The organism is Enterobacter cloacae complex sp. 385G4, assembly GCF_057320665.1.
The window spans coordinates 162,817-176,192 of sequence record NZ_JBXWDD010000004.1 but is presented as its reverse complement, the minus strand read 5'-3'; the positions used below and the strand labels follow the sequence as shown (position 1 = coordinate 176,192).

The 13,376-nt window shown below is 57.6% G+C and carries 10 protein-coding genes; 3 read left to right on the top strand and 7 right to left on the bottom strand.

Annotated features, from left to right (window positions below; all coding sequences use genetic code 11):
• Positions 1–8: 8 nt before the first annotated feature.
• Positions 9–785 carry a transcriptional regulator ExuR gene (gene exuR / locus AC2FAJ_RS13675; RefSeq protein ID WP_028014506.1) on the bottom strand — a complete coding sequence of 259 codons (777 nt, stop codon included), beginning with the start codon at positions 783–785 and terminating at the stop codon, positions 9–11.
• Between the two features lie 115 nt (positions 786–900).
• Complete coding sequence (locus AC2FAJ_RS13670) at positions 901–2,199, bottom strand: MFS transporter (RefSeq protein ID WP_028014505.1); 1,299 nt, start codon at positions 2,197–2,199, stop codon at positions 901–903.
• A gap of 476 nt (positions 2,200–2,675) precedes the next feature.
• On the opposite strand from AC2FAJ_RS13670, the gene uxaC reads away from it, so the two are divergent.
• Positions 2,676–4,088, top strand: a complete 1,413-nt coding sequence (gene uxaC, locus AC2FAJ_RS13665) for a glucuronate isomerase (RefSeq protein ID WP_309257550.1) — start codon at positions 2,676–2,678, stop codon at positions 4,086–4,088.
• 17 nt (positions 4,089–4,105) lie between these two features.
• Positions 4,106–5,593: a UxaA family hydrolase gene (locus AC2FAJ_RS13660; protein WP_045631611.1), complete on the top strand. Its 1,488-nt coding sequence runs from the start codon at positions 4,106–4,108 to the stop codon at positions 5,591–5,593.
• Between the two features lie 140 nt (positions 5,594–5,733).
• Here the strand turns inward: AC2FAJ_RS13660 and sstT are convergent, their stop codons facing one another.
• The 4 genes from sstT to AC2FAJ_RS13640 all read right to left on the bottom strand — a co-directional run bounded on the left by sstT (position 5,734) and on the right by AC2FAJ_RS13640 (position 9,988).
• Complete coding sequence (gene sstT, locus AC2FAJ_RS13655) at positions 5,734–6,975, bottom strand: serine/threonine transporter SstT (protein ID WP_041907970.1); 1,242 nt, start codon at positions 6,973–6,975, stop codon at positions 5,734–5,736.
• Between the two features lie 221 nt (positions 6,976–7,196).
• Entirely contained in the window at positions 7,197–8,165 is a 969-nt protein-coding gene (locus AC2FAJ_RS13650) for a TerC family protein (RefSeq protein ID WP_047364670.1), read from the bottom strand.
• A gap of 250 nt (positions 8,166–8,415) precedes the next feature.
• Positions 8,416–9,414: a Gfo/Idh/MocA family protein gene (locus tag AC2FAJ_RS13645; protein WP_045631609.1), complete on the bottom strand. Its 999-nt coding sequence runs from the start codon at positions 9,412–9,414 to the stop codon at positions 8,416–8,418.
• Between the two features lie 70 nt (positions 9,415–9,484).
• The gene (locus AC2FAJ_RS13640) at positions 9,485–9,988 is read right to left on the bottom strand and encodes a YgjP-like metallopeptidase domain-containing protein (protein WP_023333531.1); all 504 of its coding nucleotides are present in this window, start codon (positions 9,986–9,988) and stop codon (positions 9,485–9,487) included.
• A gap of 83 nt (positions 9,989–10,071) precedes the next feature.
• Here AC2FAJ_RS13640 and rlmG point away from each other — a divergent pair, with 83 nt between their 5' ends.
• Positions 10,072–11,208, top strand: a complete 1,137-nt coding sequence (gene rlmG, locus AC2FAJ_RS13635) for a 23S rRNA (guanine(1835)-N(2))-methyltransferase RlmG (RefSeq protein WP_163332898.1) — start codon at positions 10,072–10,074, stop codon at positions 11,206–11,208.
• On the opposite strand, the gene AC2FAJ_RS13630 is transcribed toward rlmG, so the two are convergent.
• A complete protein-coding gene (locus AC2FAJ_RS13630) occupies positions 11,205–13,226 on the bottom strand; it encodes an oxidoreductase (protein ID WP_309257548.1) in 2,022 nt (673 codons plus the stop codon). The genes rlmG and AC2FAJ_RS13630 overlap by 4 nt on opposite strands.
• Between the last annotated feature and the right edge of the window lie 150 nt (positions 13,227–13,376).

Here is a 13,376-nt window from a genome sequence, read left to right as displayed (position 1 = left end):
AAGGTCGCCTATTTTGCGCCGCTCGGGGCCGTATCGAGATGAACGACAGGATTATCGGCAAAAAGATAGCGGTCAGCGTTAAATTCGAAGTCGTCACTGGTTTCATTGAAGAGCATCTGCTTGGTGTTTTCCAGGTGCTGCCACATGGCGAGCTTCGCGGCGTGGGGATCTTTACGAATCAGCGCCTTAAGAATTTGATCGTGGTCGTCACACCAGTTGTCCACAGTACGCGAATCAATATGATCGTGCAGTTTTTTCCAGTACGGGTTGTGAACGCGCTGAGTCCACATTTTCTCAACGATTGCCGCCAGCGCTGTATTTTGGGTTGCCAGGGCGACCTGAACGTGAAACTGCAGGTCCCACTCGGAATCACGGAAACATTTTTCCTTGCGAGCGTTCTCCTGGATCTCCATCAGCTTCATGATGTCCTGCTTGGTCACCTGCGTGGCGGCAAATTCGGCAATATTGCTTTCGATCAGCTGGCGAGCCTGGAGCAGCTCAAACGGACCGTAGCTGGCGAATTCAAGACTTTCATCCGCCACCGGAGAGTGTTTAGGCTGATTAGAAATAACGTGAATGCCGGAACCTTTGCGTACCTCAACGTAGCCTTCCACTTCCAGCATGATAATCGCTTCGCGCACCACGGTTCGGCTTACGCTTTTTTCATCCGCGATAAAGCGCTCGGCGGGAAGTTTATCACCGACAAGATAGACCCCTTGCTCGATGCGATCTTTCAGCTCGGCAGCAAGTTGTTGATATAAACGACGTGGTTCGGTGATTTCCATATGCGCTCCAGGCAGGGTACGGCAGATGATTTGTTATACCACTTTCACGGAATACTCTCCAGATTTTGCCATTAAAAAAGCCGCCCGGGGGCGGCTTCGGTGAAACGCATTTTCGCTAACTCTGCGTAGCCGGTCGCCCGAGAGACTCTTTCGCCAGCTCCTCTGCGGATTTGCTTTTCAGCACCGTCCAGATAACCACCGCGCCCATCAGGTCGAAGATTGCCAGCACCGCGAACAGCGGGCTGAAGCCGATGGTATCAGCCAGCGCGCCGACGACCAGCGCAAACATCGTACTCGCGGTCCACGCGGCCATCCCGGTCAGGCCGTTGGCGGTGGCCACTTCGTTGCGACCGAAGACGTCAGAGGAGAGCGTAATCAGCGCGCCGGAGAGCGACTGGTGCGCAAAACCACCGATGCACAGCAGGGCGATAGCCACATACGGACTGGTGAACAGGCCGATCATGCCCGGGCCAATCATCAGCAGGGCGCCCATGGTCACCACCATCTTACGGGAAACAATCAGGTTCACCCCAAACCAGCGCTGGAACAGCGGCGGCAGGTAGCCGCCTACAATACAGCCCAGGTCAGCGAACAGCATCGGCATCCAGGCGAACATCGCGATCTCTTTCAGGTTAAAGCCATAGACTTTAAACATAAACAGTGGGATCCACGCGTTGAAGGTGCCCCAGGCCGGTTCAGCCAGGAAGCGCGGCAGGGCGATACCCCAGAACTGACGGGTGCCCAGGATCTGCCAGACGGACATCTTCTTGCCATTGTTGGTCTGATGCTGCGCTTCCTGACCACCAATAATGTATTCGCGTTCTTCCTCGGAGAGTTTTTTCTGATCGCGCGGGTGTTTATAGAAAACCAGCCACGCCATTGCCCAGGCGAAGCTCAGCACGCCAGAGATAATGAATGCCATCTGCCAGCTGTGCATCACGATGGCCCACACCACCAGCGGCGGCGCAATCATTGCGCCGATGGACGACCCCACGTTGAAGTAACCCACCGCGATGGAACGCTCTTTTGCCGGGAACCACTCAGAGCTGGCTTTCAGCCCCGCCGGGATCATTGCGGCTTCTGCCGCACCGACCGCGCCACGGGCCAGCGCCAGGCCGCCCCAGCTGCCTGCCAGTGCGGTTGCACCGCAGAATACCGCCCAGGCGATGGCGAAGAAGGCATAGCCGATTTTGGTACCCAGAATATCGAGAACATACCCAGCAACAGGCTGCATGACGGTGTAAGCGGCAGAATAGGCCGCGATGATGTAAGAGTATTGCTGCGTGGAGATATGCAGCTCTTCCATCAACGTCGGCGCCGCGGCTGCCACGGTGTTACGTGTCAGGTAGCCCAGCACGGTGCCCAGCGTCACCAGTGCGATCATATACCAACGTAACCCTTTAATTTTACGCATCTAAAACCTCATCGTTATGTTATTTCCGCGCCAGAGCACGGCAACCTCTCAACCGTTGCCGGGAGCAGTTGTGTAACGGGAGGGGCGTAGCCGGGAGAATGTCCCGGAACGGCCCGAACCTTGCCATAAGTAAGCGTGCATAAGTCGGTATCCGTACCGTTAAATCCGATGTGTCTCACACCGGTAACGCATTCCGTCGGCTTAGTGTTTGCGACGGCGAAACGATAACTTGTCATACAACTTTAAAAGGTGAGTGACATCACAAATGTATGATTCTTTGTAGGGAAATTAATCGCTGCGCGCAAAGCCAGAAACGGCGCGGCCTGTAGAAGGGTTTACTCCATTGAGGGTAATTTATTTGTTAGCGTTTATTGATCTCACTCACGAAAAAAGCTTCGGTGGGTGGAAATTGGTGTGATAACTTTGCAGCATATGAACATACGCTTTCTGACGCTCCCGTAATGAGGAAGACGATAATGACGCCGTTTATGACCGACGATTTTCTGTTAGATACCGAATTTGCCCGCCGCCTGTACCACGACTACGCTAAAGACCAGCCGATTTTCGACTACCACTGCCACTTACCGCCGCAGCAGGTTGCCGAAAATTACCGTTTCAAAAACCTGTATGATATCTGGCTGAAGGGTGACCACTATAAATGGCGCGCAATGCGCACCAACGGCGTGGCCGAGCGCCTGTGTACCGGCGACGCGACCGATCGCGAGAAGTTCGACGCCTGGGCGGCGACCGTTCCGCACACTATCGGCAACCCGCTTTACCACTGGACGCACCTCGAACTACGCCGTCCGTTTGGCATCACCGGCAAGCTGCTTTCTCCCGCTACGGCGGATGACATCTGGGACCAGTGCAATGCGCTGCTGGCGCAGGATAACTTCTCCGCGCGCGGCATCATGAAGCAGATGAATGTGAAGATGGTGGGCACCACCGACGATCCGATTGACTCCCTGGAGCATCATGCAATCGTCGCCAAAGACGCCTCTTTTGACATTAAAGTGCTGCCAAGCTGGCGCCCGGACAAAGCCTTCAACATCGAACAGGCCACGTTCAACGACTATATGGCGAAGTTGGCGGAAGTGTCCGATACCGACATCCGTCGTTTCGCCGATCTGCAAACCGCGCTGACCAAACGCCTGGACCACTTCGCGGCGCACGGCTGTAAAGTCTCTGACCATGCGCTGGACGTGGTGCTGTTCGCGGAATCCAACGAAGCTGAACTGGACAGCATCCTGGCGCGTCGCCTCTCCGGTGAATCGCTTAGCGAGCACGAAGTGGCGCAGTTCAAAACGGCGGTACTGGTATTCCTCGGTGCGGAATACGCGCGTCGCGGCTGGGTACAGCAGTACCACATCGGCGCGCTGCGCAATAACAACCAGCGCCAGTTCAAACTGCTGGGCGCGGACGTGGGCTTTGACTCCATCAACGACCGCCCGCTGGCGGAAGAGCTGTCAAAACTGCTGAGCAAACAGAACGAGCAAAACCTGCTGCCGAAAACCATTCTCTACTGCCTGAACCCGCGCGATAACGAAGTGCTGGGCACCATGGTGGGCAACTTCCAGGGCGAAGGTATGCCGGGCAAGATGCAGTTCGGATCCGGCTGGTGGTTCAACGATCAGAAAGACGGCATGGAGCGTCAGATGACGCAGCTGGCGCAGCTCGGTCTGTTAAGCCGCTTCGTGGGTATGCTGACCGACAGCCGCAGCTTCCTGTCCTATACCCGTCATGAATATTTCCGCCGCATTCTGTGCCAGATGATTGGCCGCTGGGTGCATGCGGGCGAAGCGCCAGCGGATCTCCAGCTGCTGGGCGACATGGTGAAAAACATCTGCTTTAACAATGCACGTGACTACTTCGCCATTGAACTGAACTAAGGCCGTCTGAGGTTGATATGCAATACATCAAAATCCATTCGCTGGATAACGTGGCCGTCGCGCTGGCAGATTTAACCGAAGGCACGGAAGTGGCCTTCGATAACCTGTCGGTCACGTTGCGCCAGGCCATTGGACGTGGACACAAGTTTGCCCTGATCCCCATTGCAAAAGGGGAGAACGTGGTGAAGTACGGTTTGCCCATCGGCCATGCGCTGGCGGATATTGCGCCGGGTGAATATATTCATTCCCACAATACCCGCACCAATCTCAGCGATCTGGACGAGTACAGCTATCAGCCTGAACTACCGAAGGCAGGCGTGCAGGCGGGGGATCGTGAGGTGCAAATCTATCGTCGCGCAAACGGTGATGTGGGGATCCGCAACGAGCTGTGGATCCTGCCGACCGTCGGCTGCGTGAACGGCATTGCGCGTCAGATCCAGACCCGCTTTCTGAAGGAGACCCACGATGCCGAGGGCATCGACGGGGTACATCTGTTCAGCCACACCTACGGCTGCTCCCAGCTGGGTGACGACCACATTAACACCCGCACCATGCTGCAAAACATGGTGCGCCACCCGAATGCGGGCGCGGTGCTGGTGATCGGCCTCGGCTGCGAGAACAACCAGGTCGACGCCTTCCGCGACACGCTGGGAGAATTCGACCCTGAGCGCGTTCACTTCATGGTGTGCCAGCATCAGGACGACGAAGTGGAAGCGGGCGTTGAGCAGCTGCATCAGCTGTATGAGGTGATGCGCCACGACAGGCGCGAGCCGGGCAGGCTGAGCGAACTAAAGTTTGGCCTGGAGTGCGGCGGGTCTGACGGTCTTTCCGGCATTACCGCTAACCCAATGCTGGGCCGCTTCTCGGATTATGTGATTGCCAACGGCGGCACCACGGTGCTGACCGAAGTGCCGGAGATGTTTGGCGCGGAGCGCATTCTGATGAGCCACTGCCGCGACGAAGAGACGTTTGAGAAGACCGTCACCATGGTGAACGACTTCAAACAGTACTTCATTGCCCACAATCAGCCGATTTACGAGAATCCGTCCCCGGGGAACAAGGCGGGCGGAATCACCACGCTGGAGGAGAAATCCCTCGGCTGCACCCAGAAAGCGGGGGCCAGCCAGGTGGTGGACGTTCTGCGCTACGGCGAACGCCTGAAAACCCACGGCCTGAACCTGCTGAGCGCACCGGGTAACGATGCGGTCGCCACCAGCGCGCTGGCGGGGGCGGGCTGTCACATGGTGTTGTTCAGCACCGGTCGCGGTACGCCGTACGGCGGTTTTGTGCCGACGGTCAAAATCGCCACCAACAGCGAGCTGGCGGCGAAGAAAAAGCACTGGATCGATTTCGACGCAGGCCAGCTGATCCACGGCAAAGCGATGCCACAGCTGCTGACGGAGTTCGTGGACACTATCGTGGAGTTTGCTAACGGCAGGCAGACCTGTAACGAGAAGAACGACTTCCGCGAGCTGGCGATCTTTAAGAGTGGTGTGACGCTTTAAATGTTTTATCGGGTGGCGCTAGCGCTTACCCGACCTACTGAACTTTAATCGGTGCGGGCTGGTGCCCTCACCCTGGCCCTCTCCCACGGGGAGAGGGTACAAACACTAAAAACGGCAACCTCAGGGTTGCCGTTTTGCTGTTAACCTCGCAGGGCATTCTTCGCTAAACGCGCGTCTTCCGCCTGACAGGCCGCTGCGGTGAACAGCACGTCGGTAGAGGAGTTCAGCGCGGTTTCGCAGGAGTCCTGCAGCACGCCGATGATGAAGCCGACGGCCACAACCTGCATGGCGATCTCGTTCGGAATGCCGAACATATTGCACGCCAGCGGGATCAGCAGCAGCGAACCGCCCGCCACGCCGGATGCGCCACAGGCACACAGCGACGCCACCACGCTCAGCAGCAGTGCCGTTGGCAGATCCACAGGAATACCCAGCGTTTGCACTGCCGCCAGGGTCAGCACGGTGATGGTGATCGCCGCACCCGCCATGTTCACGGTCGCACCCAGCGGGATCGACACGGAATAGGTATCGCGATCCAGGTTCAGCTTCTCCGCCAGCGCCATGTTGACCGGAATGTTTGCCGCCGAGCTGCGGGTAAAGAAGGCGTATACGCCGCTCTCGCGCAGGCAGGTCAGCACCAGCGGATACGGGTTACGGCGGATCTGCCAGAACACCAGCAGCGGGTTGATCACCAGCGCCACCAGCAGCATACAGCCGACCAGCACCATCAGCAGCTGCGCGTAGCCCCACAGCGCGTCAAAGCCGGTTGTGGCCAGGGTAGACGACACCAGGCCGAAAATACCGATGGGTGCAAAGCGAATCACGACCTTAACGATAAAGGTCACGGCGTTGGACATGTCGTTGACCAGGTTTTTCGTCGTTTCGTTGCCGTGACGCAGGGCGAAGCCCAGGCCGATCGCCCACACCAGGATGCCAATGTAGTTGGCATTCAGCAGGGCATCAATGGGGTTCGTAACCATGCTCATCAGCAGGCCGCGCAGCACTTCCACAATGCCTGAAGGCGGCGTGACGTCGCCCGCCGCAGAGGTCAGATGTAGCGTGGAGGGGAAGAGGAAGCTAAAGACCACTGCGGTCAGCGCAGCAGAAAACGTGCCCAGCAGATATAAAAAGAGAATCGGGCGAATGTTGGTTTTTTGTCCGTGTTGGTGATTGGCGATAGAAGCCATGACCAGCATCAGTACCAGCACCGGCGCAACGGCCTTCAGCGCGCCCACGAAAAGCGTTCCGAGAAGCCCCGTCGCTTCCGCGGCGGGTTTTGACACCAGCGCCAGCAGAATACCCAGAACCAGACCTACCAGGATTTGTTTAACCAGGCTACCCTGCGTCAGACGCGCAAGCAGGCCCTTGGATTGTGTGCTCATACTAAATTCCTAAGTGAAATTGTGTTCCATCCTGGATGTGCTCTAAGTCACATTTATTTCAGGATGTAAATATTTGTTTGCCTGGTTGAGTATCAAGGAAAGCGGGGAAAGGCGGAAGAGTAAAATGCTGGATTTTACGTGTCACATCATATTTTTTAACTATTGAGTCACAAAAGTGTGTTAACCCTCTCCCCTTTGAGGAGAGGGTTAGGGTGAGGGGATTACTCCACCTGCTGCTTTTTATCGTGCTGGCGGTTAACCCAGGTATTGATAACCAGCGTCACCAGCAGAATGCCGAACACCACGCCAAGCGAAATGGCGATCGGGATGTGGTAGAAATCCACGATCAGCATCTTGATACCAATGAAGACCAGGATCACCGACAGACCGTACTTCAGCATCGAGAAGCGCTCTGCCGCACCTGCCAGCAGGAAATACATGGCGCGCAGACCGAGGATCGCAAACAGGTTAGAGGTCAGCACGATGAACGGATCAGTCGTCACCGCGAAGATTGCCGGGATGCTGTCTACCGCGAAAATCACGTCGCTCAGCTCGACCAGAATCAGCACCAGCAGCAGCGGGGTAGCAAACAGCAGGCCGTTCTTACGCACGAAGAAGTGCTCGCTCTCGATCTTGTCCGTCATGCGCAGATGACCACGGATCCACTTCACCAGCGGCTTATCACCGATACCGGTATCGTCTTCTTTCGCCAGCGCCATTTTGACCCCGGTGAACAGCAGGAACGCGCCGAACACGTACAGCAGCCATTCGAACTGGGTAATCAGCCAGCTGCCAGCGAAGATCATGATGGTACGCAGGACAATGGCACCCAGCACGCCGTAGACCAGCACGCGGCGCTGCAAGGCTGCAGGCACAGCAAAGTAGCTGAACAGCATCAGCCAGACGAAGACGTTATCAACCGCCAGGGCTTTTTCAATCAGATAACCGGTGAGGAAGGCGAGCGCCTGAGGATCGGCCACCGCACGGCCTTCGGTTGAGGCCAGGTACCACCAGAAGGCGGCGCAAAAGAGGAGCGAGAGGGTAACCCAGACCAGCGACCAGACGGCGGCCTGCTTAACGCTCATGCCGTGCTCGCCGCGACGACCCTGCAAAAAGAGGTCGATCGCCAGCATGATGAGCACGACAACCGCGAATCCGCCCCACAGCATTGGAGTGCCGACAGAATGCATACTATTTTCCTTACACATAAAAAACAAAAACGGCCATGGTCAGAAGACGATAGCCGTTAGCTTTTTATGCATAGACCTCGCCTTCCGGCAAGGTCTCACTTACAACCACGAAGGTTGCCCGGCGACCGGATGCATATTTTACGCATCGTAATGACGATCCACCGGCGAAGAAGTTACTCCCCTTTGCAGGTAACAAAATATGTCAGACCATCGGTTTCGTCAATGGCCTGCGCCGTTTCATTACACAGCTTTACGCGATCGCTTCCGCGCCGACGCCGTCTGCCGGGAACACCACGCCGGTCTGGCGGCGGATCTCGGTTTGCAGCTTCGCCGTGGTGCGGCTTACCGCAAGGCCTGGGTGATTCACTTCGTTGTCTTCCACCAGACGGGCGAAGACCTCTGCCTCATAGAGCATAGTGTTAATATGCTGAGGCTGCGTCAGTTCCTGCGCTTTGCCGCCGCGCGGCACGAAGCTCACCTTCTGGCATTCGGAGATCTTCTCGATGACCAGCGACCCGGCTTCGCCCTGAATTTCGCTCGGCAACACGGAATCGCTCACCTTGGAGTGCTGCAGCGTGACGCTGAAATCACCGTAATCCAGCACCACCAAACCGTGTGCATCCACGCCGCTATCCAGCAGGCTGGCGGTGGCCGTAACGCCGTGCGGCTCGCCCCACAGCGCTACGGCAGAGGCCAGGCAGTAAAAACCGATATCCATAATCGAGCCGTTTGAGAAGGCCGGGTTAAAGGTATTCGGATTCTCGCCGTCCAGATAGCGCTGATAGCGCGACGAATACTGGCAGTAGTTGATAAAGGCTTTGCGCACTTTGCCAATTTTCGGCAGGGACTGCTGCAGCAGAAGGAAATTCGGCAGGCTGGCGGTTTTGAACGCTTCGAACAGCACCACCTGGTTTTCGCGGGCAAGCGCAATGGCCGCTTCCACTTCCTCAATATTCGAGGCCAGCGGCTTCTCGCAAATCACGTGCTTTTTGTGGCTGAGAAACAGCGCCGTTTGCGGGAAGTGCAGGGAGTTCGGGCTGGCGATATAAACCGCGTCAATGGCGTCGCTTTGCGCCATTTCATCCAGGGAGGTGAAGAGATGCTCGACGAGGTAGTCGTTAGCAAAGCTCTGCGCCTGCTCAAGGCTGCGGGAATAGACTGCGGTGAGTTTAAGTTTGCCGGTTTCGTGGGCGGCGTCGACGAACTGGCGCGTGATCCAGTTCGTTCCAATGACTGCGAAACGTATCATAAACGTTTACGTACTCCGTAGCGGGGAACCTTTAGCCACTGTAGCACGGGATTATTGCAAAACCAGTGCGCTATTCCGCATTACCATTTAACGATAAATGCGTAAGCCACAGGCGGGTATCAAACTCCAGCTGGTGATACTGCGGCTCCATGTGGCAGCACAGGGAATAGAACGCTTTGTCGTGCTCTTTCTCTTTCAGGTGCGCCAGCTCATGCACCACGATCATCCGCAGAAAGGCTTCCGGCGCGTTACGAAACACCGTCGCCACGCGGATCTCCGCCTTAGCCTTCAGCTTGCCGCCCTGCACGCGGGAGATGGCGGTGTGCAGACCGAGCGCGTTTTTCAGCACGTGGATCTTGTTGTCGTACATCACCTTGTTGATCGGCGGCGCGCTCTTCAGATACCGGCTTTTCAGATCCTGCGTATACTGCCAGAGGGCCTTATCGGTCGCGAAATCGTGCGTGCCGGGATAGCGTTTTTCCAGCACCGCGCCGAGCTTCTGCTCGGCAATCAGGCTGCGAACCTGAGTCAGTAAATGCTCCGGATAGCCCTGGAGATAAGTAAGTTGGTTCATCAAAAGCCCAAATTAATGCGAAAACGGGTATACTCACGCACCCTTTTCAGGGATACGCCAAATTTTACCATTCAGGAGGGCCGATGAGCCACTTAGACAACGGTTTCCGTTCACTCAACCTTAAACGTTTCCCGGAAACGGACGACGTAAACCCGCTTCAGGCGTGGGAAGCGGCAGATGAATATCTGCTGCAGCAGTTGGATGAGACTGAAATCCGCGGCCCGGTTCTGATCCTGAATGACGCGTTTGGTGCCCTGGGCTGCGCCCTGGCAGAGCACACGCCGTACAGCATTGGCGATTCCTACCTGAGCGAACTGGCGACGCGTGAAAACCTGCGCCATAACGACATCGACGAGTCCAGCGTGAAGTTCCTCGACAGCACCGCGGACTACCCGCAGGCGCCGGGCGTGGTATTGCTCAAGGTGCCAAAAACCATGGCACTGCTGGAGCAACAGCTTCGCGCGCTGCGCAAAGTCGTCACGCCGGAAACCCGCATTATTGCGGGTGCCAAAGCGCGCGATATTCACACCTCAACGCTGGAGCTGTTCGAGAAAGTGCTCGGCCCGACCACTACCACGCTTGCCTGGAAAAAAGCGCGCCTGATCAACTGCACCTTCAGCGCACCGGAGCTGGCCGACGCGCCGGAGACGCTGAGCTGGAAACTGGAAGGCACCGACTGGACCATCCATAACCATGCGAACGTTTTCTCCCGCACCGGGCTGGATATTGGGGCGCGTTTCTTTATGGAGCACCTGCCGGAAAACCTGGAAGGGGAGATTGTCGATCTGGGCTGCGGCAACGGCGTGATTGGCCTGACGCTGCTGGCGAAGAATCCGGAAGCCAGCGTGGTGTTCAGCGACGAGTCGCCGATGGCGGTGGCCTCCAGCCGTCTGAACGTGGAAACCAACATGCCGGAAGCGGTGGATCGCTGCGAATTTATGATCAACAACGCGCTCTCCGGCGTTGAGCCTTTCCGCTTCAACGCCGTGTTCTGCAACCCGCCGTTCCACCAGAAGCACGCCCTGACGGATAACGTCGCATGGGAGATGTTCCACCACGCGCGCCGCTGCCTGAAAATCAACGGCGAGCTGTATATCGTGGCGAACCGCCACCTGGACTACTTCCACAAGCTGAAGAAGATTTTCGGCAACTGCGTCACCATTGCGACCAATAACAAGTTTGTGGTGCTGAAAGCGGTGAAGCTGGGTCGCCGTCGCTAAATAACCAGTGCAAGCTGGGTGCCCTGCGCAATCGCCCGCCGCGCATCCAGCTCCATCGCCACGTCGCACCCGCCGATCAAATGCACCGTTTTACCCGCTTCGCGCAGCGGATCGGCCAGATCGCGCTTTGGCTCCTGTCCGGCGCACAAAATCACATGATCCACGCGCAGCAGCTGCGGTTCACCACCGATCAGCACATGCAGCCCGTCGTCGTCGATCTTCTGGTAGCTCACCCCCGGGATCATCTTCACCCCGCGCGAGAGCAGGGTGGCGCGGTGGATCCAGCCCGTGGTTTTGCCCAGCCCTTCACCCGGCTTGCTGGCCTTACGCTGGAGCATCACGATCTGGCGCGGGCTTTTCGGCAGCTGCGGCCCTTCCGGCCGTAATCCGCCGGACTGGCTCAGGCTGGTATCAATGCCCCATTCTACGCAAAACTCGGCGATGTTCTGGCTGGTGGCCTCGCCCGGCTGGCTTAAATACATCGCGGTATCAAAGCCGATCCCGCCGCAGCCGATAATCGCCACCTTCTCGCCAACGGGCGCTTTGTCACGCAATACGTCCAGATAGCTCAACACCTTCGGATGATCGATACCCTCGATTGCAGGCGTGCGCGGTGCGATCCCGCTCGCGAGGATCACCTCGTCGAAACCGATCAGATCCGCCGCGCTGACAAGCTGGTTAAGCCGCAGATCAACACCCGTCAGATCGATCATCCGGCGGTAGTAGCGCAGCGTTTCATAGAACTCCTCTTTGCCGGGGATCTGTTTGGCGATATTAAACTGCCCGCCAATTTCACCGGCGGCATCAAACAGCGTCACGCTGTGCCCGCGCGAGGCGGCATTCACCGCAAACGCCAGCCCAGCGGGGCCAGCGCCCACCACGGCCAGGCGTTTTTTATTGACTGTCGCAACCACCGGCATTTTGGTTTCATGGCAGGCGCGGGGGTTCACCAGGCATGAGGTGACTTTGCCGGCGAATATTTGATCCAGACAGGCCTGGTTACAGCCGATGCAGGTGTTGATCTCATCCGCACGGCCGCTTTGCGCTTTGGAGAGCAGTTCGGAGTCCGCGAGGAACGGACGCGCCATCGATACCATATCGGCGTCGCCGCGTGAGATCACATCGTCCGCCACCTGCGGGTCGTTAATGCGGTTAGTGGTAACCAGCGGAACGGAGACTTTGCCTTTCAGCTTGCGCGTTACCCAACTGAACGCCGCGCGCGGCACCGGCGTGGCGATGGTCGGGATGCGCGCTTCGTGCCAGCCAATCCCGGTGTTGATGATGGTGGCGCCTGCGGCTTCAATCGCCTGCGCCAGCTGCACGGTTTCGTCGAACGTGCCGCCGCCCTCCACCAGGTCGAGCATCGACAGGCGGAAGATAATAATAAAGTCCGCGCCCGCACGTTCGCGCACCGCGCGCACCACCTCCACGGCAAAGCGCATGCGGCGGGTATAGTCACCGCCCCATTCGTCGTCGCGCTGGTTGGTGCGTGCGGCGAGGAATTCGTTAATCAGATAGCCTTCAGAGCCCATCACCTCCACGCCGTCGTAGCCCGCCTCACGCGCCAGCGCGGCGCAGCGGGCAAAATCGTCGATCAGCGCCAGGATCTCGTCGTGGCTGAGGGCGTGAGGGGTAAAGCGGTTAATCGGCGCCTGAATAGCCGATGGCGCAACCAGCTTTGGCTGATAGCTGTAGCGCCCGGTGTGCAGAATTTGCAGGGCGATTTTGCCGCCTTCGTTATGCACCGCGTCCGTGACAATGCGGTGATGCGGCAGCTGTGTCGCATCATTCAGAACTGCGCCGCCCTCCATCGTCACGCCTGAAGGGGCAGGGGCTACGCCGCCGGTGACAATCAGCGCCACCCCGTGGCGGGCGCGTTCGGCATAGAAGGCCGCCAGGCGCTCGGCTCCGTCCGGACGCTCTTCCAGCCCGGTGTGCATCGAGCCCATCAGCACGCGGTTTTTGAGGGTGGTAAACCCCAGATCGAGGGGGGCGAATAGCGACGGGTAGCGGCTCATAGTCTCTTCCAGTGTAAAATTATTGTTATGTGGTCGGATGAGTTACTAATTTAGCCAGCGGCAGCAGAAAGGTAAAAGCGGGATCGAATGATTGTGATAGATCTCAAAGAACTTCCCCGGTGGCGCTACGCTTACCGGGGCTACAAAACT

Excerpts from the sequence above, each read along its gene's own strand:
- AC2FAJ_RS13650 (WP_047364670.1), bottom strand. The coding sequence starts at position 8,165 with ATGCATTCTGTCGGCACTCCAATGCTGTGGGGCGGATTCGCGGTTGTC.
- AC2FAJ_RS13640 (WP_023333531.1), bottom strand. The coding sequence starts at position 9,988 with ATGAACCAACTTACTTATCTCCAGGGCTATCCGGAGCATTTACTGACT.
- AC2FAJ_RS13670 (WP_028014505.1), bottom strand. The coding sequence starts at position 2,199 with ATGCGTAAAATTAAAGGGTTACGTTGGTATATGATCGCACTGGTGACG.
- AC2FAJ_RS13645 (WP_045631609.1), bottom strand. The coding sequence starts at position 9,414 with ATGATACGTTTCGCAGTCATTGGAACGAACTGGATCACGCGCCAGTTC.
- AC2FAJ_RS13630 (WP_309257548.1), bottom strand. The coding sequence starts at position 13,226 with ATGAGCCGCTACCCGTCGCTATTCGCCCCCCTCGATCTGGGGTTTACC.
- AC2FAJ_RS13660 (WP_045631611.1), top strand. The coding sequence starts at position 4,106 with ATGCAATACATCAAAATCCATTCGCTGGATAACGTGGCCGTCGCGCTG.
- exuR (WP_028014506.1), bottom strand. The coding sequence starts at position 785 with ATGGAAATCACCGAACCACGTCGTTTATATCAACAACTTGCTGCCGAG.
- sstT (WP_041907970.1), bottom strand. The coding sequence starts at position 6,975 with ATGAGCACACAATCCAAGGGCCTGCTTGCGCGTCTGACGCAGGGTAGC.
- uxaC (WP_309257550.1), top strand. The coding sequence starts at position 2,676 with ATGACGCCGTTTATGACCGACGATTTTCTGTTAGATACCGAATTTGCC.
- rlmG (WP_163332898.1), top strand. The coding sequence starts at position 10,072 with ATGAGCCACTTAGACAACGGTTTCCGTTCACTCAACCTTAAACGTTTC.